Origin of the sequence: Pseudomonas laurylsulfatiphila (genome assembly GCF_002934665.1) — a bacterium.
Lineage (GTDB): Bacteria > Pseudomonadota > Gammaproteobacteria > Pseudomonadales > Pseudomonadaceae > Aquipseudomonas > Aquipseudomonas laurylsulfatiphila.
On the sequence record NZ_NIRS01000004.1, the window covers coordinates 207,398 to 234,083 of the forward strand.

Sequence of the window (26,686 nt, forward strand, 5' to 3'; positions counted from 1 at the left end):
CACTTCCTCAGGTCAAATCCCTTGCCACATCCACAATAAAATCTGCGGAATTGATTTGGGCTCGGGGCGTCGACAGCCCTCCTCACAACAGCCGGTGCTCTGTTTGAGAAAATAAAGAAAGATAGCAACATGCCATCCACGAACCTATTGGGCTAGTGAATCTCATTTGGCAACCAATTGGCAACCAAAATAGACAAATTATAAAAATGAAAAAGCCCTACCTTTCCAGGCAGGGCTAAGTCATTGAAAAATATGGTCGGGACGGAGTGATTCGAACACTCGACCCCTAGCACCCCATGCTAGTGCGCTACCGGACTGCGCTACGCCCCGACTAGGCGTGTTACCTGTTCCTCACCTCGAGGAACGCTCAAGAATATATCGCAAGCTTTTGAAAACTGGAAGTATTTAAAAGCAGGAATTTATTTCTTGAGTACTACCAGAACATCTTCGAGCTCGGCGATCATCTGGCGGATCATTTGCTTGTATTGGGTGGTGTCGTCTTTGGCTTCATCACCGGACAAGCGCAGGCGCGCGCCGCCGATGGTGAACCCCTGATCATAAAGAAGCGCGCGGATCTGCCGGATCATCAGCACGTCCTGGCGCTGATAATACCGGCGGTTTCCGCGGCGTTTGACCGGGTTGAGCTGAGGAAACTCCTGCTCCCAGTAGCGCAGCACGTGTGGTTTTACCGCACACAGCTCGCTGACTTCACCAATGGTGAAGTAGCGTTTGCCCGGGATGACGGGGAGCTCGTCGTTATGACTTGGTTCCAGCATAAGCCTCAACTCGGGCCTTCAACTTCTGCCCTGGACGAAAGGTGACCACACGGCGAGCCGTGATCGGGATTTCTTCCCCCGTTTTCGGATTGCGGCCAGGCCGCTGGCGTTTGTCCCGAAGGTCGAAATTGCCGAAACCGGACAATTTGACTTGTTCGTTGTCTTCGAGAGCGTGCCTGATTTCTTCAAAAAACAGTTCGACCAATTCCTTGGCCTCCCGTTTATTCAGGCCCAGCTCTTCATACAGACGTTCCGCCATCTCAGCTTTCGTCAGAGCCCCCATACGTCACTTCCTTAACGTGGCGTTCAACCTTTGTTCGAGCGAGGTGAGGATGTTTTGCGTTGCGGTATTCACCTCATCGTCATTAAGAGTGCGCGATGGATGCTGCCAGGTCAAGCCGACTGCAAGGCTTTTTCTATCAGGATCAATGCCTTTACCCTGATACACGTCAAATAGCCTGAGGTCTGTCAGCCATTCGCCTGCATTTTCACGGATTACGTCCAGTACAGCCGTGGCTGCAACATCTTTGTGCGCAATCAGTGCAAGGTCACGACGCACTTCAGGAAAGCGCGATAACTCGTGGAATTTAGGCATTTTGCCCGACGCGACTTCCGCCAGAACCAACTCGAAGACGAAGACCGGACGGTCGAGACCGAGGGTTTTCGACAATTCGGGGTGGATCGCGCCAATGAAGCCGACCAGACGACCATCGCGTTCGATGCGTGCGGTTTGGCCCGGGTGCAATGCCGGGTGCTTGCCTGGCACGAAAGTGAACGCATCCAGGGCACCGGCGAAGCCCAGTACCGCTTCCACGTCAGCCTTGACGTCAAAGAAGTCGACGGTATCGCGACCCTGCGCCCAGCCTTCCGGCAAGCGACTGCCGCAAACCACACCGGCGAGCATCGGCTCTTGCTTCAAACCTTCGAGCTGACCGACAAAACGCAGGCCGCTTTCGAACAGGCGTACGCGATCCTGCTGACGGTTCAGGTTGTGCTGAAGCGCCTTGACCAGACCCGGCCACAACGACGAACGCATGGCGGCCATGTCATTGGAGATCGGATTGGCGAGCAGCAACGGCTCAACACCCGGATTAAACAGTTCGAACTGTTTCGGATCGATGAAGCTGTAGGTAATTGCTTCCTGATATCCACGGGCAACCAGCAGGCGGCGCAGTTCAGGCAGGTCGCTACGGGCTTCTGCCTTGGCTTGCGGCGCCAGACGCGCTTGTGGATAACGAACCGGCAGACGGTTGTAGCCGTACAGGCGTGCCAGTTCTTCGATCAGGTCGACTTCCAGACTGATATCGAAGCGATGGCTTGGCACTTCTACGCGCCACTGCCCTGCCCCGTCGGCAGTAATGGCCAAGCCCAAGGCATTGAGCAGACGCTCCACTTCAGCCGAATCCATTTCCATACCCAGCATCTGGGTAATGCGCTGGGCACGCAGGGTGACCGGAGCAATTTTCGGCAGATGCTGTTCGCTGACGGTCTCGATGATCGGACCCGCTTCACCGCCGGTGATTTCCAGCAGCAAGCCAGTCGCGCGCTCCATGGCCTCGCGGGCCAGTTGCCAGTCCACGCCACGCTCATAGCGATGGGATGCATCGGTATGCAGGCCATAGGAACGGGCCTTGCCTGCTACGGCGATCTGGTCGAAGAAGGCGCTTTCCAGGAACACATCACGCGTGGTCGCGGACACACCGCTGTGCTCGCCACCCATGACGCCGGCGATTGCCAGTGCACGGGAGTGGTCGGCAATCACCAGCGTATCGCTACGCAGGCTGACTTCCTGACCATCGAGCAGCACCAGCTTCTCGCCGTCTTCGGCCATGCGTACACGAATGCCGCCGTTGATTTCGGCGAGATCGAAGGCGTGCAGCGGCTGACCCAGCTCCAGCATCACGTAGTTGGTGATGTCGACGGCAGCATCGATGCTGCGCACGTCGGCACGACGCAGGCGCTCTACCATCCACAGCGGCGTAGGCCTGGACAGGTCGACGTTACGGATTACACGACCCAGATAACGCGGGCACGCGGCTGGCGCCAACACTTCTACCGAACGCACTTCGTCATGCGCGGCAGGCACCGAAGCCACTACCGGACGGCTGACCGGAGCGGCGTACAAAGCACCCACCTCACGGGCCAGGCCGGCCAGGGACAGGCAGTCGCCACGGTTCGGGGTCAGGTCGACCTCGATGCTGGCGTCTTCCAGGTCCAGGTAAACACGGAAATCCTTGCCCACCGGCGCATCGGCCGGCAGTTCCATCAGACCGTCGTTACCTTCACCCACCTGCAGCTCGGATTGCGAGCACAGCATGCCGTTGGATTCAACGCCACGCAGCTTGGCCTTCTTGATCTTGAAGTCACCTGGCAACTCGGCGCCGATCATGGCGAAAGGAATCTTCAGGCCCGGGCGCACGTTGGGCGCACCGCAAACCACCTGGAAGGTTTCCGAACCGTTGCTGACCTGGCACACGCGCAGCTTGTCGGCGTCCGGGTGCTGCTCGGTGCTCAGCACCTCGCCAACCACCACGCCACTGAAAACACCGGCGGCCGGCGTAACGCTATCGACCTCAAGACCGGCCATCGACAGACGAGCAACCAGCTCGTCGCGACTTACCTGCGGGCTAACCCAGCCACGCAGCCATTGTTCACTGAATTTCATCCTGCTCTCCTAAGAATTCGTTACGACTAGCGAAATTGCGCGAGGAACCGCAAGTCGTTGTCGAAGAACAGACGCAAGTCGTTCACGCCGTAACGCAGCATGGCCAGACGCTCAACGCCCATGCCGAAGGCAAAGCCCGAGAACTCTTCCGGGTCGATACCGGACATGCGCAGCACGTTCGGGTGAACCATGCCGCAGCCCATCACTTCCAGCCAGCCGGTCTGCTTACAGACGCGGCAGCCTTTACCGCTGCACATCACGCATTCCATGTCGACTTCAGCGGATGGCTCGGTGAACGGGAAGTACGAAGGACGGAAACGCACCGCCAGTTCCTTTTCGAAGAACACCCGCAGGAACTCTTCGATGGTGCCTTTGAGGTCGGCGAAATTGATGTCGCGATCGATCAGCAGGCCTTCGACCTGGTGGAACATCGGCGAGTGGGTGATATCGGAGTCGCTGCGGTATACGCGGCCCGGGCAGACGATGCGGATCGGCGGCTGCTTGGACTCCATGGTGCGGACCTGTACCGGCGAGGTATGGGTGCGCAACAGCATGTTCGCATTGAAATAGAAGGTGTCATGCATCGACCGGGCCGGGTGATGGCCTGGGATGTTGAGCGCTTCGAAGTTGTGATAGTCGTCTTCGACCTCAGGGCCTTCGGCGATGCCGTAGCCGATACGGGTGAAGAACTGTTCGACGCGTTCCAGAGTGCGGGTAACCGGATGCAGACCACCGGAGGTCTGACCACGGCCAGGCAGGGTCACGTCAATGGACTCGGCGGAGAGTTTGGCAGCCAGATCGGCTTCTTCAAACAATGCCTTGCGCGCATTAAGGACCTCTGTGACACGCTCCTTGGCAACGTTGATCAGCGCACCGACCTGCGGACGCTCTTCTGCCGGCAAATTCCCCAGGGTCTTCATCACCTGAGTCAATTCACCCTTCTTGCCAAGGTAGTGAACCCGGATTTGCTCCAGGGCATTGATATCTTCAGCGCTTTGCACAGCCTCTAGTGCTTGAGAGACGAGCGCATCCAGGTTTTCCATGTACAGACTCCAGATACAAAATAGGGGAAGAGCTTGAAGGCTCTTCCCCTATTTATGACGTTTAACACCTGGCCCCACAGATGCGAGGCCGGGTGACTGTCGGGGGTACTTAAGCCAAGGTGGCTTTAGCTTTCTCGACAATCGCAGCAAACGCCGCTTTTTCGTTCACTGCCAGATCAGCCAGAACCTTACGGTCGATCTCGATGGACGCTTTTTTCAGGCCGGCGATGAAACGGCTGTAGGACAGACCGTTGATACGAGCACCAGCGTTGATACGAGCGATCCACAGAGCGCGGAACTGACGTTTTTTCTGACGACGGTCACGGTAGGCGTATTGGCCTGCCTTGATTACCGCTTGCTTGGCAACACGGAATACGCGGGAGCGTGCGCCGTAGTAGCCTTTAGCAAGTTTCAGAATTTTTTTGTGACGCTTACGGGCAATGACGCCACGCTTTACACGAGCCATGAGTTACTTCCTCTATTCTTGACTAAAATTAACGAAGGCGCAGCATGCGCTCGACTTTTGCCACGTCAGACGGATGCAGCAAGCTGCTACCGCGCAGTTGACGCTTACGCTTGGTCGACATTTTGGTCAGGATGTGGCTCTTGAAAGCGTGCTTGTGCTTGATACCGTTAGCAGTTTTCAGAAACCGCTTAGCAGCACCACTTTTGGTCTTCATTTTTGGCATGTTCGGATACTCCGCATTCAGTTGATAAACATAATCAGAAGGCCTGCCGTGCCCTGTTGATTACTTCTTCTTTTTCGGGGCGATGACCATGATCAGCTGGCGTCCTTCCATCTTAGGATGCTGTTCGACCGAACCGTACTCGAGCAAGTCACCTTCAACTCGCTTGAGGAGTTCCATCCCCAGCTCCTGGTGGGCCATCTCACGGCCGCGGAATCGCAAGGATACCTTGGCCCTGTCCCCGTCACTCAGGAAACGTACCAGGTTGCGCAGTTTTACCTGGTAATCCCCTTCCTCCGTCCCTGGACGAAACTTGATTTCTTTAACCTGAATCTGCTTCTGGTTTTTCTTGGCCGCAGCAATCTGCTTCTTCTTTTCGAAGATCGATTTGCCGTAGTCCATCAGTTTGCAAACAGGTGGTACTGCATCGGCGGAAATCTCCACCAGATCCAGCTTGGCCTCTTCAGCCTTAAGAAGCGCGTCTTCGATTGACACAATCCCGAGCTGTTCACCTTCAGCCCCAATTAACCGAACCTCGCGTGCCGAGATATTCTCGTTGATCGGGGCTTTCGGTGCAGTTCGTTTATCTTGTCTCATTTCACGCTTAATAATAATTACTCCGAATCTTGGCGACCACGCCGGGAAACCGCTTGGGCGAGGAACTCAGCGAACTGGGCGACGGGCATCGAGCCCAGGTCAGCACCTTCACGAGTACGCACAGCGACAGTCTGCATCTCGACCTCCCGATCTCCGATAACCAAGAGATAAGGAACCTTGAGCAAAGTATGCTCGCGGATTTTAAAGCCGATCTTTTCATTTCTCAAGTCAGACTTGGCACGAAACCCGCTTTCGTTGAGAGTTTTTTCCACTTCGGCGGCAAAATCAGCCTGTTTATCAGTGATATTCATCACCACTGCCTGGGTCGGAGCCAGCCACGCAGGGAAAGCACCCTCGTAGTGCTCGATCAGGATTCCGACGAACCGTTCGAAGGACCCCAGGATCGCCCGGTGCAACATCACCGGGTGCTTGCGGCTGTTGTCTTCGGAGACGTATTCGGCTCCCAGACGCACAGGCAGGTTAAAATCGAGCTGCAGGGTACCACATTGCCAGACGCGACCGAGGCAATCTTTCAGCGAGAACTCGATCTTCGGACCGTAGAACGCACCCTCGCCCGGCTGCAGATCGTACGGCAGGCCCGCGCTGTCAAGGGCTGCGGCCAGTGCAGCTTCGGCGCGATCCCAAAGCTCGTCGGAACCGACGCGTTTTTCCGGACGAGTGGACAGCTTCATCTCGACATCTTTAAAGCCGAAATCGGCGTAGACGTCCATGGTCAACTTGATGAACGCGGCGGACTCGGCCTGCATCTGCTCTTCGGTGCAGAAGATGTGGGCGTCGTCCTGGGTGAATGCGCGCACACGCATGATGCCGTGCAAGGCACCCGATGGCTCGTTACGGTGGCATGCACCGAACTCGGCCAGGCGCATCGGCAGCTCGCGGTAGCTCTTCAGGCCCTGGTTGAACACCTGCACGTGGCAAGGGCAGTTCATTGGCTTGATCGCGTAGTCGCGGTTTTCCGACTGGGTGGTGAACATGTTGTCGGCATAGTTGGCCCAGTGCCCGGATTTCTCCCACAGGCTGCGGTCAACCACTTGCGGCGTCTTGATTTCAAGATAGCCGTTGTCGCGCTGAACCTTGCGCATGTATTGCTCGAGCACCTGGTACAAAGTCCAGCCGTTCGGGTGCCAGAACACCATGCCCGGCGACTCTTCCTGGGTGTGGAACAGGCCCAGGCGCTTGCCGATCTTGCGGTGGTCGCGCTTTTCGGCTTCTTCGATGCGCTGGATGTAAGCCGCCAGTTGCTTCTTGTCCGCCCATGCGGTGCCGTAGACGCGCTGCAATTGCTCGTTCTTGGCATCGCCACGCCAGTAGGCGCCGGACAGCTTGGTCAGCTTGAAGGATTTCAGGAAGCGCGTGTTCGGCACGTGCGGACCGCGGCACATGTCGACATATTCTTCGTGATAGTACAGGCCCATGGCCTGTTCGTTCGGCATGTCCTCGACCAGGCGCAACTTGTAGTCTTCGCCACGGGCCTTGAACACTTCGATCACTTCGGCGCGCGGAGTGACTTTCTTGATCACGTCGTAATCTTTCTCGATCAGCTGCTGCATGCGCTGTTCGATGGCCGCCAGGTCGTCCGGAGTGAAAGGACGCTCGAAGGCGATGTCGTAATAGAAGCCTTCGTCGATGACCGGACCGATGACCATTCTGGCGGTCGGGTACAACTGCTTGACCGCGTGGCCAACCAGGTGGGCGCAAGAGTGGCGAATGATCTCCAGCCCCTCTTCATCCTTTGGCGTGATGATTTGCAGCGACGCGTCGCTGTCGATGATGTCGCTGGCGTCAACCAGCTTGCCATTGACCTTGCCGGCAACAGTGGCCTTGGCCAGGCCTGCACCGATGGATGCGGCGACCTCGGCTACGGAAACCGGGTGATCGAATGAACGTTGACTGCCGTCGGGAAGAGTAATAGTTGGCATGGCGCCTCCTCTCCTAGTGGTGACCCCTACCAAAGGTCACGTGGGTTGGGATGAGCCAGTACAAGATCCGGTCCAGGCCATTCAATGACGAACGCCTGCCTTACAGCGGCAGGAGCCTTGCGGCCAACCGGAAAACCGAACCAGAGTGACTGGGATTCAAATCAGGGTTAATCGTGCATCTGCCGCTACCGGGACTGAAGGTCCGTCGGAGCCTGCAAACGCCCGAGCGAGGCATGCTAGCACAGATGAACGGTTATCGGCCTGCACGCAATCAGACGGTGAAAATTTCCTCCCTTTTATGGCGCAGAGTGAACTTGAGATATACGAGATGCCTCAAACTGACTGAGAATCGCCACAGATATCGACCCCAAGGAGTTCCTGTCATGCGCCTTATCCGTCTTTTTGCCTTTGCCGCCCCGCTGGCCCTGTTGCTGCCCCTGAGCGCACACGCGGCCTGGCCAAACGGTGTGAAAGCCCAGTACATGAGCGATTGCACAAAAGCTGCCAGCCAAACTGTCAACCCGGCCGAAGCGAAGAAGCACTGCTCATGCGGCGCCGACGTTCTCGAGAAGAAATTCACCACCCAGGAGATCGCGCAGTTGATGGATAAAAACAATCCAGCTGGCCCTGAATTGAGCCAGCGCGCACTGAAAGAAATCTCGGTGTGCAGAGTCCAGAAATAGCGCTGCACAGGACGTTTTTTGAGTGATCCGGGGCCCTAAAACAGCCAAATATCGGCTGATTCACATAATTTACGCAGCTTTTACGGGTTTTTTTAGTCCCCTGTTTTGCAGCGCAAACCCCCTGAAACCGGGGCTCACAGCCATTTCTGGCGGTGAAAGACGTGCAATATGAAAGCAAACAGCGCGTCTGGGGGGGTCCCAAACCGAACATTTCGACTATGATACTCGGGTGTGCCCAGTTGGCCTGAGCAGCACAGTACTACTGAAAATATATGTTTCTTGGAGATACACCATGTCTAATCGCCAAACCGGCACCGTTAAATGGTTCAACGATGAAAAAGGCTTCGGCTTCATCACTCCTCAAGGTGGCGGTGACGACCTGTTCGTACACTTCAAAGCTATCGAAAGCGACGGTTTCAAAAGCCTGAAAGAAGGCCAGACTGTTTCCTTCGTGGCTGAGAAAGGCCAAAAGGGTATGCAAGCTGCTCAAGTTCGCCCAGAGTAATTTCCAGGCGCACTAAAAAAACCCCGTCCATGTGACGGGGTTTTTTATGGGTGAAACAAAAGCCTGGGGATCAGCCGCAGTTGACCCGGGTGACCACCCTGCCGGCATCGGTGTTCAGGTTCAGGCGATCGGAACGGTACTCCAGCGTCACCATATCGGTTGGCAGCAGGAACCGCGCGCTTTGCGCCCCTGCGCGGGTACGTGCCTGCTCAAGCAGCTGCGGCGATGCCTGTTTACCGATGGTGAACTCGGCAGCCTTCGCTTCACAGCGGCTGTGACCCGTGTCAGTCGTCGCAACATCCGCGTTTGCCGACTCCGTAGAGGCAGTGCTGCAACCGGCCAGCGTGGCAACGGCCAGCAAAGTACCCAATGACGCGAGCTTCCAAGGCATGAAGCCTCCTTATTCAATGATTAAGCTGAAATCGTGCGACAACCAGACTGGCGTTTGGTTTCACAGGCGAGCAGTGCCAGCACCCTGCCCGCAATCCGGACGAGCCGCGATTCTGCCTGAGCGCCGCCCTCACCTTAATTACTGAATCGTGACCGAATATGAACGACGCTCAATAGACGTCGATATAGTCGTAAGGCGGATTGGGCCAGTTCTCTTTCAAGGCATTGAAGATTTGCATGACCCAGACTTCATCGCTGGCCGCGACCCGTCCGACATAACCGGAGCCCTTGGCCCAGGTTTCGAGCCGGAACAACAACCCGTCGATATCGGTACCGCCCACGACACCCGAGGAGATGTACGCAATACCTCCCTTGGTGACCCGCAACTGGGTGTGCTCATCGTCACTGGCGCCGGCCAGCAACTGACGCACCGCCTCGAGGGTCAGGCCATCCGGGGAGTTCAAATCGATCTGCACAGCGCGCTCCTTGAAAATTCGACAGAGACCAAGTGTCGCATAGCCCTTCTTTCATGCCTAAGTCGACGTGTCAAAAGCCCCGCAAAATGGTTAACTCGGCACTCAGACTTCCCCCCGACTTCACGAGTGCCATCATGACCACCGTAAGCATCGACGCCGACATCAAGGCCAAGTGGCAGGACGGCCACAGCTCCTACAGTCCAAGCAGCACGGAAGAGCTTGCCATTATCGGTATCGACCTGCTGGTCAGGGACCTGGGAACCGAAGCCGCCCAATCGTTCATCGAACAGATTTTCGAGAAGCATCTGTCGGACCAGAAGTCCGAAACGGTCAGCGGGCGGGAGTGATCCCGCAGGCAGGCACCTGCGGGCCATGACACTTACTTCAGACGGGCCAGACGCTCGGTCAGCAGATCGAAGAAGCCCTGGGCATCGCCGCTTTCAACCCAGAACGCATTCTTCGGCGCTTTCAAGCCGTCATACCAGTCAACGATGGTTTGCCCGAACGTCGGTCCCTCGCGACTGTCGACCAACACGTTGACCGAGCGACCGCTGAACAATTGCGGCTTGAGCAGGTAGGCGACCACCGTGGCGTCATGCACCGGGCCACCCGCCATGCCGTAGTGCTCCATGTCGCCTTTGATGTATTCATTGAGAATGTCGCCCACCAAACGGCTGGCATTGTTGTTCAGTGCCGCAATCTGTTGCAGACGCGCTTCGCTGGTCAGGATCTTGTGGGTCACATCCAGCGGCAGGTAAGTCAGCTTCACGCCACTCTTGAGCACCACTTCGGCGGCTTGCGGATCGGCGAACAGGTTGAATTCGGCCACCGGCGTGATGTTGCCGCCGTTGAAGTGCGCACCACCCATGACCACGACCTCCTTGATGCCCTGGACGATACCCGGCGCCTGGATCAGCGCCAGGGCCAGGTTGGTCTGCGGGCCAAGCATGGCGATGGTAATGCTGTGGGGCTCGGCAGACATCAGGGTGTCGATCAGATAAGCGATGGCACTGCCCTTGGCCAGGCCTTGCTTGGGCTCATGCACAGCAATGCCGGACAACCCTTCCGTGCCATGAATGTCCTCGGCATAGATGGGTGTGCGCATCAGGGGCTTCGGCGCGCCCGCATAGACCGGCACTTCCTCACGCCCCGCCCACTCCCGGGCCAGTCGCGCATTGCGCGAGGTCTTGTCCAGGCGGACGTTGCCCGCAACGGTGGTCAGCGCCCGAACATTCAGCTCGTCCGGCGACGCCAGGGCGAACAACAGGGCAACAACATCGTCAGCCCCCGGATCGGTGTCGATGATCAAGTCGATTTTTTGTGCCGCCTGGGCGTTTGTTGCGGTAATCAGGGACAAAAGCAGCAGACTCCGGAGCAGTGGGTGCAGTTTCTGAGCATAGCGATACGTGGCGCGCTCCTTGCGCCGGGGAAATCAAAGCACGGACAGCCAGTTAAAACGTTACGCCAGCGACCAGCACAATATTGCAGTACGGTTGGCACTCGCCTGTACGAACAATCGCCCTCGCCTGCCGGCTCAGGACCTTGAATTGTTCATGGGTGAGCACCTCACGCCGCCCCAGTGCGCCTTCGCCGCTCAGTTCATCCAACACGATCAGGGCCGACGGTTTTTTATCGAAAATCTCCTGAGCCAGCACATGGCTTTCGACCTGCATCTCACTGAGCACCACCTTCAAGGTGCTGACAAAATCCGGAATGCCCTGGGTCAAGGCCAGGTCGATCAATTCAACGCCCGGTGGAACCGGCAAACCGGCGTCGCCGATGACGACCATGTCGCCATGCCCCAATGAGGCGATCAGCCGCGACAAAGCGATGTTGAGCAGGGGTGTCTTTTTCATGGAGTTTTAAACGCCTGCACATCGCTCAAGGCGGGAATCGAAGGTTGCGCGCCGGCACGGGTGACCGACAGCGCCGCAGCCACCTGCCCGAAGCGGATCGCCTGCCCCTCATCCTGACCCGCAGCCAACGCCGCAGCGAAACCACCGACGAACGTATCGCCCGCCGCCGTGGTGTCGACAGCCTTTACGACCGGCGCGGGGAAATGCTCGAAGCGCTGGCCATCGGCAAACAGCGAACCTTGCGCACCGAGGGTGATGATCACCTTGCCGGCGCCCAGGGCAATCAGCCGGGTCGCCGCGGCTTGCGCGGTCTCCAGGGAGTCCACAGACACTCCGCTCAAGGCCGACGCTTCGCTCTCGTTGGGAATCAGGTAATCGATAGACCCGTACCAGTGCGATGGCAACGGACGGCTGGCCGGCGCCGGGTTGAGAATGACCGTCTTGCCCAGCTCGCGGCCGCGTTTGAGCGCATGACCAACGGAGGCATCGGGCACTTCCAGCTGACAGATGAGCACGTCCGCCGCTTGTATCACCGAATCAAAACGGTCAATGGCTTCAGCGGTCAATGCACCGTTGGCACCGGGAACGATCACGATGGCGTTCTGACTGCTGTCGTCGACCACGATCAACGCCACACCACTGGAACCGTCAATGGTGCTCACCGCCTGGCAATCGATCTGCTCGGCCAACAGCGCCCCGCGCAGTGCCTCACCATAGGCGTCATTGCCCACACAACCGATCATCGACACCTGGGCTCCGAGCCGCGCCGCAGCCACGGCCTGATTGGCGCCCTTGCCGCCGGAGACGGTGGCAAACGACTGACCAATCAGCGTTTCACCGCCCTTGGGCAAACGCGGCGCCCGGGTCACCAGGTCCATGTTCAAACTGCCTATTACCACTACTTTTGCTGGCATACATTGCTACTCATCGATTCTGTTTCGGCGGCGCTGTCGGTTCAGCGGCTTTCTGTTTTCAACGGCTCGCTATTTTCAACGGCTCTCTGTTTTCAACGGCTTTCTGTTTCAACGGAACTGGGCAAACACGCCGGCCAACGGCGCCGTCGATTCACGGATGACAATACTCGGCGTCACGATCCGCTGATCGGTCGCCAGGCCCGGCGTGGCGATTCGCCGTAACAGCACTTCGGCAGCCATTTCACCGAGTTGCAGGATCGATTGCCCCACCGTGGTCAACGACGGGTAGACATACCGACTCATCTGGATATCGTCGAAGCCGATCACCGACAACTCGCTCGGTACGCGAATATTGCGCTCGGCGGCGGCCCGCAGCACACCGATGCCGATCATGTCGTTGGCAGCAAAAATGGCGGTAGGCGGATGGCTTTCCAGCAAAATCGCGGCAGCGCTGTAACCGCCGGTGCTGGTGAAATCGCTTGCCAGCATGCGCTCGGGAGAGACTTCGACGCCCGCCTCTTTCAAGGCCCTGCGATAACCCGCCAGACGCATCTGCGCCACACTGGTGTTTTCCGGCCCGCTGATCGTGGCGATGTCCCGGTGACCCAACTCCAACAGGTGCCGGGTCGCCAGGTACGCGCCGTATTCATGGTCGATGCGCACCAGGTCGGCATCGACACCGTCCAGTCCGCGGTCGACGATCACCATGGGCGTGCGCACGCCTTTCAGGCCTTGTACCAGGCCACTGTCGCCGCCGGCTGAGGCGACGATCAGGCCGTCGATGCGCTTTTCCAGCAGCACACGCAGGTAGCTGCGCTGCTTGTCCGGGTTGTCGTCGGAGTTGCACAGGATCACGCAGTAACCGTTTCGCTCACAGTAATCCTCGATCCCCCTGGCCAGCTCGGCGAAGTACGGGTTGAGACTGTTGGGGACCAACAGGCCGATGGTCGCCGTGGTCTTGGCCTTGAGTGAACGGGCCACGGCGCTGGGGACGTAGTCGAGGGTCTGGATCGCGGCCTCGACCTTGATCCGGACTTCTTCACTGACTGGGCGGGTCTTGTTCACCACATGGGAAACCGTGGTGTAGGAAATGCCGGCAAGGGCTGCCACATCTTTGATAGTCGCCATGACTCAGGTCCGCCGGCTTGCGCGTTGACTGCGATAAGTGTCCAGCACCACCGCCACCACGATCACCGCGCCGGTAATGATGCGTTTGGTCGGCTCGGTTGCCCCGATCTGCGCCAGCCCCGCGGCCAGCACGGAAATGATCAGGACGCCAAAAAACGTGCTGATCACCGAGCCGCGCCCGCCCATCAGGCTGGTCCCGCCGATCACCACGGCGGCGATCACCTGCAACTCAAGACCGGAGCCGGCATTCGGGTCGGCGGCTTCCAGGCGAGAAATCTGGAACAGCGCGGCAATGCCGGCCAGCAACCCCATCAGGCTGAAAACCAGGATTTTGTAGGGCTTCGGATTGATCCCCGCCAGCCGCACGGCCTCTTCGTTGGTGCCGATACCAATCAGGTAGCGACCGAACACTGTGCGGGTCAACACGGCCTGGGCGATGAATATGATCAGCAACGCAATGATGAACGAGGGTGAAATGCCGAAGGCGATCGGATTGGACAACCAGGCGAACGCATCGCCGATGTAGGCCGTACGCGACCCGGTCATCTGGTACGCCACTCCACGCGCCATTTCCAGCACGCCCAGGGACACGATGAACGACGGTATCCGCCACGCCACCGTGATCGAGCCGGTGAGGGTGCCTGCGAGCGCCGCGACGGCCATGCCGAGCAACGCTGCGGGCAGAACGCTCCAGCCCCAGCCCAGTATCGCCACACTGACGGTCGAGGCCGCCAGTGCCAGCACCGAACCCACCGACAGGTCGATGCCCCCGATGATCAACACAAAGGTCATGCCGACCGCCAGCACCATCAGGTCCGGAATCTGGTTGGCCAGGGTGCTGAACGTATCGTAGGACAGGAAGTGACTGCTCAGCACCGAGAACAGCACGATCATCGCCAACAAGGCACCCGCCAGGCCCAGATAGGTGCCCAGGCCATAGAAGTTGCCACTGCGTGTGCCGGCGATAGAAGCGGTTTTCATGGAAGATCCCTAGGCGCGGCATCGAAGCGCTGCGCATCACGTTTTTGGTAGCCGGCAAAAGCAGCGGCAAGCAACTCATCCTGGGTCCAGCTGTCGCGCTCGAACGTATCGATCAGGCTTCCTGCCGACAGCACACCAATCCGGTCGCAGATCAGCATCAGCTCGCGCAAGTCGCTGGAAACCACCACCAGCGCCTTGCCCTTGCGGGTCAATTCACCGAGCAGGTTGTAGATATCGAACTTGGCACCGACGTCGATGCCCCGGGTCGGCTCGTCGAACAGCAGCACCGAGCAATCGCGCTCCAGCCAACGGCCGATGACGACTTTCTGCTGGTTACCGCCGGACAGCTCGGACACCAACTGTGCCGGACCGGAGCTGCGAATGCGCATGGCGTCGATCTGCCGCTGGGCCAGGGCGTTTTCGCCATCGTTGTCGACAAAGCCGGCGCTGGAGATGTCGGGCATGTTGCCCAAGGCGATATTGGCACCGATCGACTGCGTCAACAAAAGGCCTTCGCCCTTGCGATCTTCAGTGATCAGCGCAATGCCATGCCCGACCGCATCCACGGGCGAACGCACCGTGATGACCTGCGCCGGCGAGCCCAGGGCAATCGTGCCGCTGTCGGCGATATCGGCACCGAAGATCAGGCGCAGCAACTCGGTGCGCCCCGCGCCGATCAAACCGGAAATGCCGAAAATCTCTCCGGCACGCACTTCGAACGACACGTCGCGAACCTTGTCGGATCGGGTCAGGCCCTTGACCGTCAACACCGGGGCGCCGATCTTGCGCGCGCCCATATCGATGTGCTCGCCGAGCTCGCGACCGACCATCAGGGTGACCAGTTGCTCGCTGTTGTAGTTGGCCATCGGCGCGACACAGACCAGATTACCGTCGCGCAGCACGGCAATGCGCTGCGCGACCCGCGCCAGCTCTTCGAGGCGATGAGAGATATAGATGATCGATACGCCGCGAGCCTGCAGGCGGGTGATCTGCTCGAACAGCATTTCGACTTCACGTGCAGTGAGCATCGCGGTGGGCTCATCGAGAATCAGCACATGGCAATCGCCAATCAGGTTGCGGGCGATCTCTACCATTTGCTGATGACCGATGCCCAGTTCGCCGACCAGGGTATCCGGGTCAATGGCGTCGAGCCCGACCTGAGCCATGGCCTCGAGGGCAGCCTTGCGCAACTGCTTGCGACTGATCCAGCCGCCGCTGTTGGGCAGATTGTGAAGAAACAGGTTTTCCGCCACCGACAGGGTCGGCAGCAGATTGAGTTCCTGCATGACCATGCGGATGCCGAGGTCTTCTGCCTGGCTCCGGCTGCCCGGACAATAGGCCTGCCCCTGAAACTGCATCTGGCCGGTGGTCGGCGCGACCAGCCCGCCAATGATTTTCGACAGCGTGCTTTTGCCTGCGCCGTTCTCGCCGGTCAGCGCCAGCACCTCACCGCGCATGAGCGTCAGGTCGATGCCGGCCAGAACCGGTTGTGCGTAGGTCTTGCCGATACCGCTGACCGAGAGGACAGCGTTCGTAGCGCAAGCGGACATAAAAACTCTCCACGCGCCCGTCCGGCTGGACGAGCGCCGTTGCGTCGCCAGAAGGTTACTTGGTGACCAGTTCTACCGGCGTTTCGATCACGCCATTGGCGCCGCCGTCGACCTTCTCGCCCTTGAGAATCTTCAATGCCGTCTCGATGCCGAACACCGCCTGCCTGGCTGCAAACTGGTCGGCAGTGGCGAGCACCCGACCATCCTTGAGCATCGGCTGGATGGCGTTGATATTGTCGTAACCGACCACTTGCACCTTGCCGGCCTTGCCCGCGGCGCGCACGGCGGATACCGCGCCGACCGCCATGCTGTCGTTGCCAGCCAACAGGGCCTTGGTTTGCGGGTATTCGCTTAGAATCGATGCAGCTACCTTGTTACCTTTGTCGATCTCCCAGTCACCGGATTGCAGAGACACGACCTTGATCTGCGCCGCCTCCATCGCATCCTTGAAACCTGCCGTGCGCTGCTGGGCATTGGTGGTGGTGGACACACCTTCGATGATGCCGACTTCGTCACCGGCCTTCAGTTGCTTGGCCAGGTAATCGCCGACCAGGCGTGCGCCCTTGCGGTTGTCCGGGCCTACGAACGGAACACTGATGTTTTTGCTTTTGACGACGGCGGGATCCAGCTGGTTGTCGATGTTGATCACGGTGATACCGGCATCGATGGCTTTCTTGATCACCGGCACCATGGCCTTGGAATCTGCCGGCGCGATCACCAGCGCGTTGACCTTGGCCAGGATCATCTGCTCGACGATGCGCGTCTGGCCGGCGGTGTCGGTTTCATCCTTGATGCCGTTGGAGATCAGGTCGAATTCGCCGGAGTGATCCTTCTGATAGGCCTTGGCGCCGTCTTCCATGGTCAGGAAAAACTCATTGGCCAGGGACTTCATGACCAGTGCGACTTTCGGTTTTTCTGTGGTTTCAGCGAAGGCAGAGGAGACAGGCAGTGCAGCGGATGCGGCAGCCAGCACAGCGACAGCGAGAAGACGTCCAGCAAATGGCAGCTTCATGGGTTCACTCCGATCTTATGATTATTGTGAGCAACGCTTGCGCCGGCGTAAGCTTCACGACCCACTGTGATGGAAAGCCATTACAGGGGCCGCGCAAACGTTTGCGTGACCCAGACTATGCGAATCCTGCCGGTGTTTGTCAACGACCTGAAAAGTGCTTTCAGAGCGGATTGGCGAAAAACGGCATTCCGTTCATGCCGTGGTGTTGACCACCGATCCCGTGCCGGAACCCTTGGTCAACTCTTTGATCAGACTCGCACTCACCTGCAGGATGGCGCCGGTGGTTTCGGCAACCTGCGCCTGAATGGCCGCTACCGCGGTGGTCTTGGCTTCCGGGGTCGGATAGGACGCCGCCTGGGCCCGGGCCAATTGTTGCTGTTGCTCACGCAATTGCTGCTGCAACTCCTTCAGGCGCTTGAGCAGGACCTTCACCGCAACACTCATGTTATCGCTGGTTTCCGATTCGGCCTGTGCGCCGGCACTTTGTCCCAGACCTGCCGGACCGGTTTTAACCCGGGTGCCGTCGCCTTCCTTTACACCCGGCGCTTTGGCACCCGCATCCTCTGTTGCATCGCCCAAGGCAGGAATGGTCGCCGCAGGCTTCCCCCCGATGGTGATGCCTGCGGCCTTCGGGAAGCCAATCGATAACGACATGTGAACTCCTGCAGAAATAGATCCCTTGAAGGAGCATCGACCGACACGCGTTTTTCTTTAGTCGTTAACGTCGATTTGACGCCCTTAAATTTTAAACAGAAATCTTAAACAGGACTGCCATCCGTTTCGGAGAGCCGAACGCAAAAGTTAAACATGTTCGGCAATCCGGACGCCCGCCCCCGGAACCGCCTCCGGACACAAACTGCAATACCGTTACAAATCATTAAGTTATGCGTGTTTTTCGATTCAGGGTGTTACTGGTACAGATCCTGCTCTTCTCCACGCACCTCCGGCGTTCAGATTCACCCGGGGCGTATCTAGATGAACCTGCATCTGCACCGTCTCACAACTAGAAGAGAAAAATAATGACATCTGCACTCAAGACCTTTGTTCCGGGCGCCTTGGCCCTGCTGCTGCTTTTGCCGACCGCCCTTCAGGCCAAAGAAGCCGAAACCCAACAGAAACTGGCCAACGTGGTGATCCTGGCCACCGGTGGCACCATTGCCGGCGCCGGCGCCAGCGCTGCCAACAGCGCGACCTATCAAGCGGCGAAAGTCGGCATTGAACAACTGATCGCCGGCGTTCCAGAACTGAGCCAGTTGGCCAACGTTCGTGGCGAACAGGTCATGCAAATCGCTTCCGAAAGCATCACCAACGAAAACCTGCTGCAACTGGGCCGCCGCGTAGCCGAGCTGGCCGACAGCAAAGACGTCGATGGCATCGTGATCACCCACGGCACCGACACCCTGGAAGAAACCGCGTACTTCCTGAACCTGGTGGAAAAAACCGACAAGCCGATCATTGTCGTGGGTTCCATGCGCCCAGGCACCGCGATGTCCGCCGATGGCATGCTCAACCTGTACAACGCAGTGGCCGTGGCCAGCAGCAAGGATGCACGAGGCAAAGGCGTACTGGTGACCATGAACGATGAAATCCAGTCGGGTCGCGACGTCAGCAAAATGATCAACATCAAGACCGAAGCGTTCAAAAGCCCCTGGGGTCCGCTGGGCATGGTGGTAGAAGGCAAATCCTACTGGTTCCGTTTGCCAGCCAAGCGCCACACCATGGATTCCGAATTCGACATCAAGACCATCAAGAGCCTGCCTGACGTCGAGATCGCCTATTCCTACGGCAATGTCAGCGACACCGCCTACAAGGCCCTCGCTCAATCAGGCGCCAAAGCCATCATCCACGCCGGCACCGGCAATGGCTCGGTATCGTCGCGGGTCGTCCCTGCCCTGCAAGCCCTGCGCAAGGATGGCGTGCAGATCATTCGCTCCTCCCATGTCAACGCCGGTGGCTTCGTATTGCGCAACGCCGAACAGCCTGACGACAAATACGATTGGGTCGTGGCCCACGACCTGAACCCGCAAAAGGCCCGGATCCTGGCGATGGTCGCGCTGACCAAGACCAATGACAGCAAAGAGCTGCAGCGGATGTTCTGGGAATACTGATTCGCCCTCGCCCGACCGATCCGGTCGGGCACCCTGTGCGCCATTTTCCAGTCCTGGGGATTGGCGCCACTCGTTCTGACAAAAAAACTCCCTGCGCCTTACACCAAATGGAACAAACCGCTGTCAGAGGATTTTCTTGATTTTTAAGCAGTTGCGAAATTGCCTACAGTTAAATACTGTATGCACGTACAGCCTAATAAGGATAATCCCGTGGACACTACCTCTGCCTCTCCTGACACCTATGTACGCATGGGCCTGCGCGTTCAGAAAATCATCAACTCCCCCACCGCACAAAAGGCCAGGGCAGCACTGATCTTCCGCCTGCCTGACGAGCCGGTGGATGAATGGGAACGCTTGCTGGAAGAAATCGACGAGAACGACAACGTCACCCTCGCCTATCGCGACGATGGCGGCGTGCAGATTTTCTGGGTTGTGCCGAAGGAAGATTGAGTCGATGAGTGTCCGCTGGTTTGCTTTGTTTTTTGTGTTTTTTGCCATGGCTGCGCAAGCCGACGCTCCGCGCACCTTCACCGAAGCGAAAAAGGTCGCCTGGAAGCTCTACGCTCCCCAATCCACCGAGTTTTACTGTGGCTGCAAGTACACCGGCAACCGGGTGGACCTTGCCGCCTGCGGTTATGTGCCGCGTAAAAATGCCAAGCGCGCATCCCGCATCGAGTGGGAGCATATCGTTCCGGCCTGGCAGATCGGTCATCAACGCCAGTGCTGGCAAGAAGGCGGTCGCAAGAACTGCACCCGCTACGATCCGGTTTACCAGAAGGCCGAAGCTGACTTGCACAACCTGGTGCCCAGCATTGGCGAGGTCAATGGCGATCGCAGCAACTTCAGTTTCGGTTGGCTGCCCGAACAGTCGGGACAGTATGGTTCGTGCCTGACCCAGATCGACTTCAAGGCCAAGAAAGTCATGCCCCGCCCTTCCATTCGCGGCATGATCGCCCGGACCTACTTCTACATGAGCAAGCAGTATGGCTTGCGCCTGTCGAAACAGGATCGGCAATTGTACGAAGCCTGGGACAAAACCTACCCCGTACAGGCCTGGGAGCGCCAACGCAACCAAAGCGTGGGGTGCGTCATGGGACGCGGCAACGAGTTCGTCGGCCCGGTGGACATGAAGGCCTGCGGCTGAATCCAGGCGACACCTGAAACAAAAAAGGCCTCGAGGCTAAACCCCGAGGCCTTTTTTGTTTACCCAACCTCTTCGCTGCCGAATGTTATTGAGCGGCTGGACGCTCAAGCACCAGCAATTCGATGTTCTGCTTCTTCGAGCGAGTGAGCGCCGCACGGACTTCATCCTGCTTGGCTTCAGCCTCGGCTTTCGAATTGAACGGCCCCATCAGGATTCGCGTATTGCCATTTTCCTTGACGATGCTGGACATGAAGCTGTGCTCGATCAGCCAGCCACTCAAATCACTGACCGCCTGAGGGGTCTCACCTCGCACTTCAAGATCCCATTGCGGGCCGGACACTGCCGCGGGTACGGCAGCCATGGCCGGTTTTGGCTTCGGCGCTTCCACACTGCCGCCCTCTCCACATCCCGCCAGTGCCAACATCGCGAGTACCAAGACCATTTTGCGCACGGCGTTTCCCTCTAAATGCTTAAAGCGGGGATTTTAACATCCATGAATACTTCACGAGTGCCGTAAAATGGGCTCAAAACAACGAGAATCATGGTGGCGGCCTCTGTATAGTTACGCCTTGGGAATTAATGCCACATCTGCGCGTCAGAAAGAGGCACCCAAACTGTGAGACTTCGCACTAATCTATACATACCACCGACCTCTGCACTGTCCGAATCAGGTGCCCCACAAAGCAATCAAGGAGAAGACCATGCTGATACTCACCCGCAAAGTCGGTGAAAGCATTAATATCGGTGATGACATTACGATCACCATCCTGGGCGTAAGCGGCCAGCAAGTCAGGATCGGCATCAACGCCCCGAAGGACGTTGCAGTGCACCGTGAAGAAATTTATCAGCGCATTCAGGCCGGCCTGACCGCCCCGGAAAAGCCGCAGTCCTGAATTCTGTTGCAGTCAGTAGCCAGCCCGTTCAGTGCGCAACCACGGCTGGCTAAAGATTCAGCATCGCATCGCATCCGCATGCTTTCCCACGCAAGCTTTCGATACTAGCGACAAGTTCAAGGCCCTGGCTGTCAGACTTTTCTTGTTTATCCTGGGGAAGGACGCGTTCGCTGCGTGATCAACCAAACACCACCCCGCGCGCCATGCCTGTCGCCGCCACCACCATCAACAGCACCAGCAGTGCCTCGACATGACTGATCCGTGCAAACAGCTTCGCACGGCCGGTATCGAAGGCGACTTTACGGCCCAGCGCTATCCGCCATTTGATCAACGTCACCATGGGCGCAATTTCCAGCAGCAAGATCAGCACGAACAGCGTCATCTTCAGATGAAACAGCGGCTGATGCAGGTAATAGTCCGTGCCTTTCTCGTACCCGCCAAAGGCTCGCATCCCCCCGCTGATCAGTAACACGACAGCCGAAATACCCCAGATATTGTCTGCTATCAGGACACTGCGCACCTCTCCTGCCCCGTCGGCCAGACGCCGAAAAGCCGTGCCTCGAGTCAGCACCGCCCAGAATCCCAAGGCAACCGCCAAAAGATGAACCGCCGCCAGAAACCAATGAGTCAGCATCGAGAAACTCCTGCCAGGTCGAAGTTGTATGAGCCTGACAGTAGTAGCCCATGAAATGGCTGCGTGCACGGCATCCGCGGGCCAGGCCCGAACACAATATGGCAGACCAACTAGACTCCACTGCGCTGGCATTGAGCTACCGTGGCAGTCCCAGCCCCAACAGCAACTCACTCTCACCGCATTGAACTGAGTAAACAAAATCATGTGTGAATCATGTGATTCAAGCTCTGCTTCAAACACACCAGGCCGTCGTCGTTTTCTTCAATTTGCCGGATTGAGCGCAGGCGCCCTGCTGCTGACCGGCACACTGCCCGGCAGGATCATCCAGGCAGCCGAAAAAACGTCAGCCCCACCCAAACCACAAAACGTGATCAGTCCCGACATGGCGCTGAAAAGACTGATGGAGGGCAATGAACGATATGTAAGCGGTACGTCCACGACTCATGATTTCAAGGCTGAGCGAGAGGCCCTGGTGTCGGGTCAAAATCCGTTCGTGGCCGTGCTGAGCTGCTCTGACTCGCGCATTGCCCCGGAGTATGCGTTTGACACTGCGCGCGGCGATCTTTTCTCCATCCGCGTCGCGGGCAATTTTGTCACCCCGGAAGGCCTGGCCAGTCTTGAATACGGGGTTGCCGTGCTGGGCGCCCCGCTGATTCTGGTACTCGGCCACGAGAGCTGCGGCGCCATCGAGGCCGGTATCAAGGCGGTCAAGGATCAGACGGTTTTCCCCGGCCATATCCCGAAACTGACCGACGCACTCAAGTCGGCCATCGAGGCCGTGCTCAAGCAACCCGGGAGCCTGATGGAAAACGCCACCGCGCAGAACGTCAAAAACTCGGTCAACAGCCTGAAACAGGCCTCGCCCTTGCTGACCGATGCGCAAAGCAAAGGCATGCTGAAGATCGTGGGAGGTGTCTATCGCCTGGCGAGCGGCAAGGTTGAGCTGATCGCCTGACCCACAACGCGTACATCGCCAGCATCGGCGCATAGCCCCGCATACAAAGAGCGCCGCATGCAAAGAGCCCAGCGCGATGGCTGGGCTCTGGTCACTTCCGGTTTTCCATCATTTTATCGGCCAGGGTTCTGGCCCTCTCGATCAACAGGTTCTGCCTGTCTTCGTGCGTAGCCCCGCCCACAACCGGGGCTGTCAGATTGCTTTCGGCAATCAACGCAGCGCAGAAGTATTGATCCCAAACGGCTTTGTCTACGGGTGCCTGTTTGCTGATTTGATCGACGTTCATGGGCGGCTCCTTTCAATGAGGCAGCCCCACTAGTTTACGCCTGAATGGCAAAGAATCCGGACCAACATCCACCATTGCCCGCCATTCGTCGCCTGCGAAACACGACGATGAGTTCAACCGCATCCGTGGCTTGAGGATTGCACAGATCGCGCGTAGCAGCGCGGGAACGACATAATTCTGACGCAGCAGCCATTCAATCAATGCTTAAGGACTCCAGCGATACGCTTGGTCAGTCACCGGGAGATGTAACGTGTCAACGCTCAACGAAATCGCAATGAACCACGCGAGAATGGCTAAGGAAAAGGCAGCAGAGTCGACCGAATTGAGCGAGCGACACCTCCAGATTGTAGGGAGCTTCGAGGTACCGTCCATTGATGTACAACAGAACGTCCCAATGCACCTGATCGCTGGAGCGCAGGAGGCGCATCTGGTTCATGCGACGGGTTTCGCGCTCTGAGCTTTCATGAGGCAAGCGACACACTGATTGATTTACCCGGCAACAGGCCGCGATACCTGGAGCCGTCGCCTGCTACGGTGTTGCCCAGGTCTGCCCTACCCTCGTATTTGATCTGGGCCGAAGTTGGCCCCCAAATTTCCCGCACGTAGTTCAGTTGTCCAGACTCATGGCCGATCTGCGCAACGAACGCGGCAACACGTTTTGCGCCGAGCTCCTGCGCGGTGATGCCCATGGCTTTCTCCAGGCGAAATAAAACCGCTCGATGGCGGGAAAGGTTTGTGGTGCTGGTATGCTGCTCGGCGCCCAAGTATGGCGTTCAATTAAATCGGATCTACAAAAATAATGACCTCCTTATCTGAATCGCCGCAATCAGCGGTCGATAAGCACCTGAGTCACCCTAAATATCGGCCAGATATTGATGGGCTGCGCGCTATCGCCGTCCTGTCTGTCGTCGCGTTCCATGCCTTTCCATCCCTGATTCCGGGTGGGTTCGTTGGTGTTGATGTCTTTTTCGTTATTTCCGGCTTCCTGATTTCCAGCATTATTTTCGGAAGCCTCGAGAAAAACAGTTTTAGTTTCGTGGAATTCTACAGCCGTCGGGTAAGTCGGATTTTCCCCGCGCTCTTGCTCATGCTTGCCGCCACTTGGGCATTCGGCTGGTTCGTTCTCCTTGCTGATGAATATATGCAACTTGGAAAACACATTGCCGGAGGCTCTGCTTTCATATCAAATTTCGTGCTACGTGCAGAATCTGGTTACTTCGACAATAGCGCAGACACAAAACCGCTCTTACATTTATGGTCCCTAGGTATTGAAGAGCAATTTTATCTGGTTTGGCCATTGATACTCTGGGCCGCATTTAAAATAAGACTGAACGCTCTGATACTACTCGCCTTGATTGGCGGCACATCGTTCGCCTTAAACTTAATGAGCGTGCAGCCAGATCCAGTTGGCACTTTCTACTCACCACAAACCAGATTTTGGGAGCTTCTAATTGGATCATATCTGGCCTATGTGACCCTGTATAAAAGCCAGACATTCCCGAAATGGAGAGGGGTCGGCGGCCCAGTTATTCGAAACACACAATCCTTTGTTGGGCTTACATGCCTTGCAGTGGCGCTTTCGCTAACTACCAAGAACAACCAGTTTCCCGGCTGGTGGGCACTATTGCCAACTGTGGGTGCATCTCTCATTATCGCGGGAGGTCCACATGCATGGTTCAACAGAACAATACTATCCAATCGAATATTCGTTTGGTTCGGACTTATCAGTTTCCCATTGTATCTTTGGCATTGGCCTCTTTTATCATTCGCTCATATCCTGGAAGGGAGCACAGCCTCACCAACAACATTGAGCCTGGCTGTTGTGACTTCCGTACTCCTGTCTTGGCTGACATACAAATTTGTCGAGCGGCCATTGCGCCTTAGCGGTTACAACAAAACAAAAACAACAGCACTGATCGTTCTTATGTTATTTTTCGGGATAACTGGATACGCTACATACGCGAATGGCGGCTTCAAATCTCGTTTAAAAGACAGAGAGGAATTCGCGGAGTATTTTGAAAACTCTTTACCAGAGCGAAAATACTTTGCAAAACTTGAGCTATTCAAGAATTATCGTGGCGAGTGCAATTTTCAAAATACAGCCCAGTACGTCAAAGGAAACTCCACAAATGTACCGGTCGCCGAAATAGACAGCAGTTGTTACACAAAGCAATTCCCAGAAGGCAAGACACTATTTATTTGGGGAGATTCTCACGCTCAACAACTTTTCTCGGGGTTAAGAAAAGAAATGCCTGAAAACTGGGACATCCTACAAGTCGCCAGTTCAGGATGCGTGGCGTCTCCCGACGTCAAGGACCCTTCAACCACAGATTTCTGTACGCAGTCGAACTGGTTTGCTCTCAAGCAAATAAAGCAAGTAGTTCCAGACGTAGTAATTGTTGGCCAAAATGAAAACCACGACCCGGCGGCTCTTCGCCGTATTTTCCTGGCATTGAAAGATGCTGGCGTTAAGCGCGTTATTTTTACAGGACCCACACCACACTGGACAGTTGAACTTCCTAAAACGATCATGAAAACCCTGTGGATTAACACGCCAAGGCGCACTCTTTTAGGGCTAAACATGATAGTGATGGATCAAAACACCGAGTTGAAAAAAAGCCTGGCCAACTCGGGAGCAATTTATGCCGATATAATAAGCGCATTCTGCAACCAAGATGGCTGCATGACCTACGTGGGAAATGACATTAAAACAGGTATCACAAGCTGGGATTATGGACACCTTACGCCAATAGCGTCTGAATACCTGGCAAAAAAATTACTTGTAGACCTTATAACTAACGAGCATTCAAAGACCGATCAAAACTAGAGCTCTAGCAGCGACTGCTTTTTACGACTCTTCCAGCGCACAATAAAATAATTCACGGACTTTCCGGCCAGTTTATAACGGCCGGGGAGTCTGAGCGCTGCTCGTTTTCCGAAATCGGCCGTGGACCTCGAGCAGAACACCATCAACGTTTCACCCGGAAAGACGCAGAACTACGGAAGTTTGATGGGTCACGCTGACGTGAAGATGACCGAACACTACCAGACAGGGCACGGTGATGACGCGGTGGTTTACATGAAGGTGAAAGTCGACCTGAAGGTGTAGCGCAGTGGTCGTTTGCCCAAAACATTCCTAATGCTTGCCCAAATACCAGGCAACAAAAAAGGGCCCACCTTTCGGTGAGCCCTTCCAGACCGCCCAGCAGAGCGGATTTTGTTTGGTAGGCGCGATTGGACTCGAACCAACGACCCCCACCATGTCAAGGTGGTGCTCTAACCAACTGAGCTACGTGCCTGCTGTGAGGCGGCATTCTACGGAATTCCGGAGGGGTGTCAACACCTTTTTTCGCGCTAACCCTATGAATATGCAAAATATTTAATTTTGCCGGTACAAAGAAGATTTTCCGGGTGGCTGGCGGGCGATTTTCAACTCGGGTAGGATCAACGCAATCGTAAAATAT

Annotated in this window: 31 protein-coding genes, 2 tRNA genes and 1 pseudogene; 10 read left to right on the plus strand and 24 right to left on the minus strand. The window is 57.0% G+C overall.

Translation table 11 applies throughout. From position 1 onward, the window contains the following. Nucleotides 1-253 precede the first annotated feature (253 nt). The 9 genes from CD175_RS15635 to thrS form a co-directional block, all read right to left on the minus strand. Nucleotides 254-330 (minus strand) — tRNA-Pro (locus tag CD175_RS15635). An 89-nt stretch (nt 331-419) separates the two neighbouring features. Beyond that, nucleotides 420-776: a MerR family transcriptional regulator gene (locus tag CD175_RS15640; RefSeq protein ID WP_003179985.1), complete on the minus strand. Its 357-nt coding sequence runs from the start codon at nt 774-776 to the stop codon at nt 420-422. Continuing rightward, nucleotides 757-1,059, minus strand: a complete 303-nt coding sequence (gene ihfA, locus CD175_RS15645) for an integration host factor subunit alpha (RefSeq protein WP_002553164.1) — start codon at nt 1,057-1,059, stop codon at nt 757-759. Before ihfA ends, CD175_RS15640 begins: the two co-directional genes overlap by 20 nt. Nucleotides 1,060-1,062: 3 nt before the next feature. Beyond that, a complete protein-coding gene (gene pheT, locus CD175_RS15650; protein ID WP_104449605.1) occupies nt 1,063-3,441 on the minus strand; it encodes a phenylalanine--tRNA ligase subunit beta in 2,379 nt (792 codons plus the stop codon). A gap of 26 nt (nt 3,442-3,467) precedes the next feature. Then, complete coding sequence (gene pheS / locus CD175_RS15655; protein ID WP_007975711.1) at nt 3,468-4,484, minus strand: phenylalanine--tRNA ligase subunit alpha; 1,017 nt, start codon at nt 4,482-4,484, stop codon at nt 3,468-3,470. Nucleotides 4,485-4,593: 109 nt separating this feature from the next. Continuing rightward, nucleotides 4,594-4,950, minus strand: a complete 357-nt coding sequence (rplT, locus tag CD175_RS15660) for a 50S ribosomal protein L20 (protein ID WP_007905879.1) — start codon at nt 4,948-4,950, stop codon at nt 4,594-4,596. 28 nt (nt 4,951-4,978) lie between these two features. Continuing rightward, nucleotides 4,979-5,173 (minus strand): 50S ribosomal protein L35, encoded by a 195-nt coding sequence (rpmI, locus tag CD175_RS15665; protein ID WP_002553160.1) that lies wholly within the window; start codon nt 5,171-5,173, stop codon nt 4,979-4,981. Nucleotides 5,174-5,233: 60 nt separating this feature from the next. Then, a complete protein-coding gene (infC, locus tag CD175_RS15670) occupies nt 5,234-5,785 on the minus strand; it encodes a translation initiation factor IF-3 (protein ID WP_172435703.1) in 552 nt (183 codons plus the stop codon). Next, entirely contained in the window at nt 5,785-7,707 is a 1,923-nt protein-coding gene (thrS, locus tag CD175_RS15675; RefSeq protein WP_104449606.1) for a threonine--tRNA ligase, read from the minus strand. The genes infC and thrS overlap by 1 nt, the downstream gene beginning before the upstream one ends. A gap of 383 nt (nt 7,708-8,090) precedes the next feature. Between thrS and CD175_RS15680 the strand changes: the two genes are divergently transcribed. Together CD175_RS15680 and CD175_RS15685 are read left to right on the plus strand one after the other, a co-directional pair. Next, nucleotides 8,091-8,390, plus strand: a complete 300-nt coding sequence (locus CD175_RS15680; protein ID WP_007975709.1) for a hypothetical protein — start codon at nt 8,091-8,093, stop codon at nt 8,388-8,390. A 292-nt stretch (nt 8,391-8,682) separates the two neighbouring features. After that, on the plus strand, nt 8,683-8,895 hold the full coding sequence (locus tag CD175_RS15685; protein WP_003179963.1) for a cold-shock protein: 213 nt from the start codon (nt 8,683-8,685) through the stop codon (nt 8,893-8,895). Nucleotides 8,896-8,965: 70 nt separating this feature from the next. On the opposite strand, the gene CD175_RS15690 is transcribed toward CD175_RS15685, so the two are convergent. Beyond that, the gene (locus tag CD175_RS15690) at nt 8,966-9,286 is read right to left on the minus strand and encodes an I78 family peptidase inhibitor (RefSeq protein ID WP_104449607.1); all 321 of its coding nucleotides are present in this window, start codon (nt 9,284-9,286) and stop codon (nt 8,966-8,968) included. 169 nt (nt 9,287-9,455) lie between these two features. After that, complete coding sequence (locus CD175_RS15695) at nt 9,456-9,761, minus strand: hypothetical protein (protein WP_007975706.1); 306 nt, start codon at nt 9,759-9,761, stop codon at nt 9,456-9,458. 134 nt (nt 9,762-9,895) lie between these two features. On the opposite strand from CD175_RS15695, the gene CD175_RS15700 reads away from it, so the two are divergent. Continuing rightward, nucleotides 9,896-10,108, plus strand: coding sequence for a hypothetical protein (locus CD175_RS15700; RefSeq protein WP_102699306.1), 213 nt, complete (start codon nt 9,896-9,898; stop codon nt 10,106-10,108). Nucleotides 10,109-10,140: 32 nt separating this feature from the next. Here the strand turns inward: CD175_RS15700 and CD175_RS15705 are convergent, their stop codons facing one another. From CD175_RS15705 to CD175_RS15740, 8 genes are all read right to left on the minus strand, one after another. Next, the gene (locus tag CD175_RS15705) at nt 10,141-11,118 is read right to left on the minus strand and encodes a nucleoside hydrolase (protein ID WP_240628997.1); all 978 of its coding nucleotides are present in this window, start codon (nt 11,116-11,118) and stop codon (nt 10,141-10,143) included. 94 nt (nt 11,119-11,212) lie between these two features. Further along, nucleotides 11,213-11,617 (minus strand): D-ribose pyranase, encoded by a 405-nt coding sequence (gene rbsD / locus CD175_RS15710; RefSeq protein WP_104449609.1) that lies wholly within the window; start codon nt 11,615-11,617, stop codon nt 11,213-11,215. After that, nucleotides 11,614-12,531, minus strand: coding sequence for a ribokinase (gene rbsK / locus CD175_RS15715; RefSeq protein ID WP_104449610.1), 918 nt, complete (start codon nt 12,529-12,531; stop codon nt 11,614-11,616). Before rbsK ends, rbsD begins: the two co-directional genes overlap by 4 nt. A gap of 108 nt (nt 12,532-12,639) precedes the next feature. Continuing rightward, nucleotides 12,640-13,659 (minus strand): LacI family DNA-binding transcriptional regulator, encoded by a 1,020-nt coding sequence (locus tag CD175_RS15720; RefSeq protein WP_104449611.1) that lies wholly within the window; start codon nt 13,657-13,659, stop codon nt 12,640-12,642. A gap of 3 nt (nt 13,660-13,662) precedes the next feature. Next, nucleotides 13,663-14,640, minus strand: a complete 978-nt coding sequence (locus CD175_RS15725; protein ID WP_007975700.1) for an ABC transporter permease — start codon at nt 14,638-14,640, stop codon at nt 13,663-13,665. After that, nucleotides 14,637-16,190 carry a sugar ABC transporter ATP-binding protein gene (locus CD175_RS15730; RefSeq protein WP_104449612.1) on the minus strand — a complete coding sequence of 518 codons (1,554 nt, stop codon included), beginning with the start codon at nt 16,188-16,190 and terminating at the stop codon, nt 14,637-14,639. The genes CD175_RS15725 and CD175_RS15730 overlap by 4 nt, the downstream gene beginning before the upstream one ends. 55 nt (nt 16,191-16,245) lie before the next feature. Next, on the minus strand, nt 16,246-17,202 hold the full coding sequence (locus CD175_RS15735; RefSeq protein ID WP_104449613.1) for a sugar ABC transporter substrate-binding protein: 957 nt from the start codon (nt 17,200-17,202) through the stop codon (nt 16,246-16,248). 192 nt (nt 17,203-17,394) lie between these two features. After that, nucleotides 17,395-17,856, minus strand: a complete 462-nt coding sequence (locus CD175_RS15740; protein WP_104449614.1) for a hypothetical protein — start codon at nt 17,854-17,856, stop codon at nt 17,395-17,397. Nucleotides 17,857-18,221: 365 nt separating this feature from the next. On the opposite strand from CD175_RS15740, the gene CD175_RS15745 reads away from it, so the two are divergent. From CD175_RS15745 to CD175_RS15755, 3 genes are all read left to right on the plus strand, one after another. Then, on the plus strand, nt 18,222-19,310 hold the full coding sequence (locus CD175_RS15745) for an asparaginase (RefSeq protein WP_104449615.1): 1,089 nt from the start codon (nt 18,222-18,224) through the stop codon (nt 19,308-19,310). Nucleotides 19,311-19,490: 180 nt separating this feature from the next. Next, nucleotides 19,491-19,760: a DUF1654 domain-containing protein gene (locus CD175_RS15750; RefSeq protein WP_167399532.1), complete on the plus strand. Its 270-nt coding sequence runs from the start codon at nt 19,491-19,493 to the stop codon at nt 19,758-19,760. A 4-nt stretch (nt 19,761-19,764) separates the two neighbouring features. After that, on the plus strand, nt 19,765-20,454 hold the full coding sequence (locus CD175_RS15755) for an endonuclease (protein WP_104449617.1): 690 nt from the start codon (nt 19,765-19,767) through the stop codon (nt 20,452-20,454). Nucleotides 20,455-20,539: 85 nt separating this feature from the next. On the opposite strand, the gene CD175_RS15760 is transcribed toward CD175_RS15755, so the two are convergent. Then, entirely contained in the window at nt 20,540-20,905 is a 366-nt protein-coding gene (locus CD175_RS15760) for a penicillin-binding protein activator LpoB (protein ID WP_104449618.1), read from the minus strand. Nucleotides 20,906-21,155: 250 nt separating this feature from the next. Here CD175_RS15760 and csrA point away from each other — a divergent pair, with 250 nt between their 5' ends. Then, nucleotides 21,156-21,347 carry a carbon storage regulator CsrA gene (gene csrA / locus CD175_RS15765; RefSeq protein WP_007975691.1) on the plus strand — a complete coding sequence of 64 codons (192 nt, stop codon included), beginning with the start codon at nt 21,156-21,158 and terminating at the stop codon, nt 21,345-21,347. Nucleotides 21,348-21,525: 178 nt separating this feature from the next. On the opposite strand, the gene CD175_RS15770 is transcribed toward csrA, so the two are convergent. Then, a complete protein-coding gene (locus CD175_RS15770; protein WP_104449619.1) occupies nt 21,526-21,981 on the minus strand; it encodes a DUF2214 family protein in 456 nt (151 codons plus the stop codon). 202 nt (nt 21,982-22,183) lie between these two features. Between CD175_RS15770 and CD175_RS15775 the strand changes: the two genes are divergently transcribed. Next, entirely contained in the window at nt 22,184-22,936 is a 753-nt protein-coding gene (locus CD175_RS15775) for a carbonic anhydrase (RefSeq protein WP_104449620.1), read from the plus strand. Nucleotides 22,937-23,027: 91 nt separating this feature from the next. Here the strand turns inward: CD175_RS15775 and CD175_RS15780 are convergent, their stop codons facing one another. Continuing rightward, nucleotides 23,028-23,222, minus strand: a complete 195-nt coding sequence (locus CD175_RS15780) for a hypothetical protein (RefSeq protein WP_104449621.1) — start codon at nt 23,220-23,222, stop codon at nt 23,028-23,030. Nucleotides 23,223-23,472: 250 nt separating this feature from the next. Here CD175_RS15780 and CD175_RS15785 point away from each other — a divergent pair, with 250 nt between their 5' ends. Further along, entirely contained in the window at nt 23,473-23,679 is a 207-nt protein-coding gene (locus CD175_RS15785; protein WP_104449622.1) for a hypothetical protein, read from the plus strand. A gap of 46 nt (nt 23,680-23,725) precedes the next feature. Here the strand turns inward: CD175_RS15785 and CD175_RS32145 are convergent. Continuing rightward, a pseudogene (locus tag CD175_RS32145) lies at nt 23,726-23,986 on the minus strand (glycoside hydrolase family 19 protein); the annotation flags it as partial. Between the two features lie 35 nt (nt 23,987-24,021). Between CD175_RS32145 and CD175_RS15795 the strand changes: the two are divergent. Next, entirely contained in the window at nt 24,022-26,049 is a 2,028-nt protein-coding gene (locus tag CD175_RS15795) for an acyltransferase family protein (protein WP_104449623.1), read from the plus strand. A 395-nt stretch (nt 26,050-26,444) separates the two neighbouring features. Here CD175_RS15795 and CD175_RS15805 read toward each other — a convergent pair. Beyond that, nucleotides 26,445-26,521 (minus strand) — tRNA-Val (locus tag CD175_RS15805). Nucleotides 26,522-26,686: the final 165 nt, after the last annotated feature.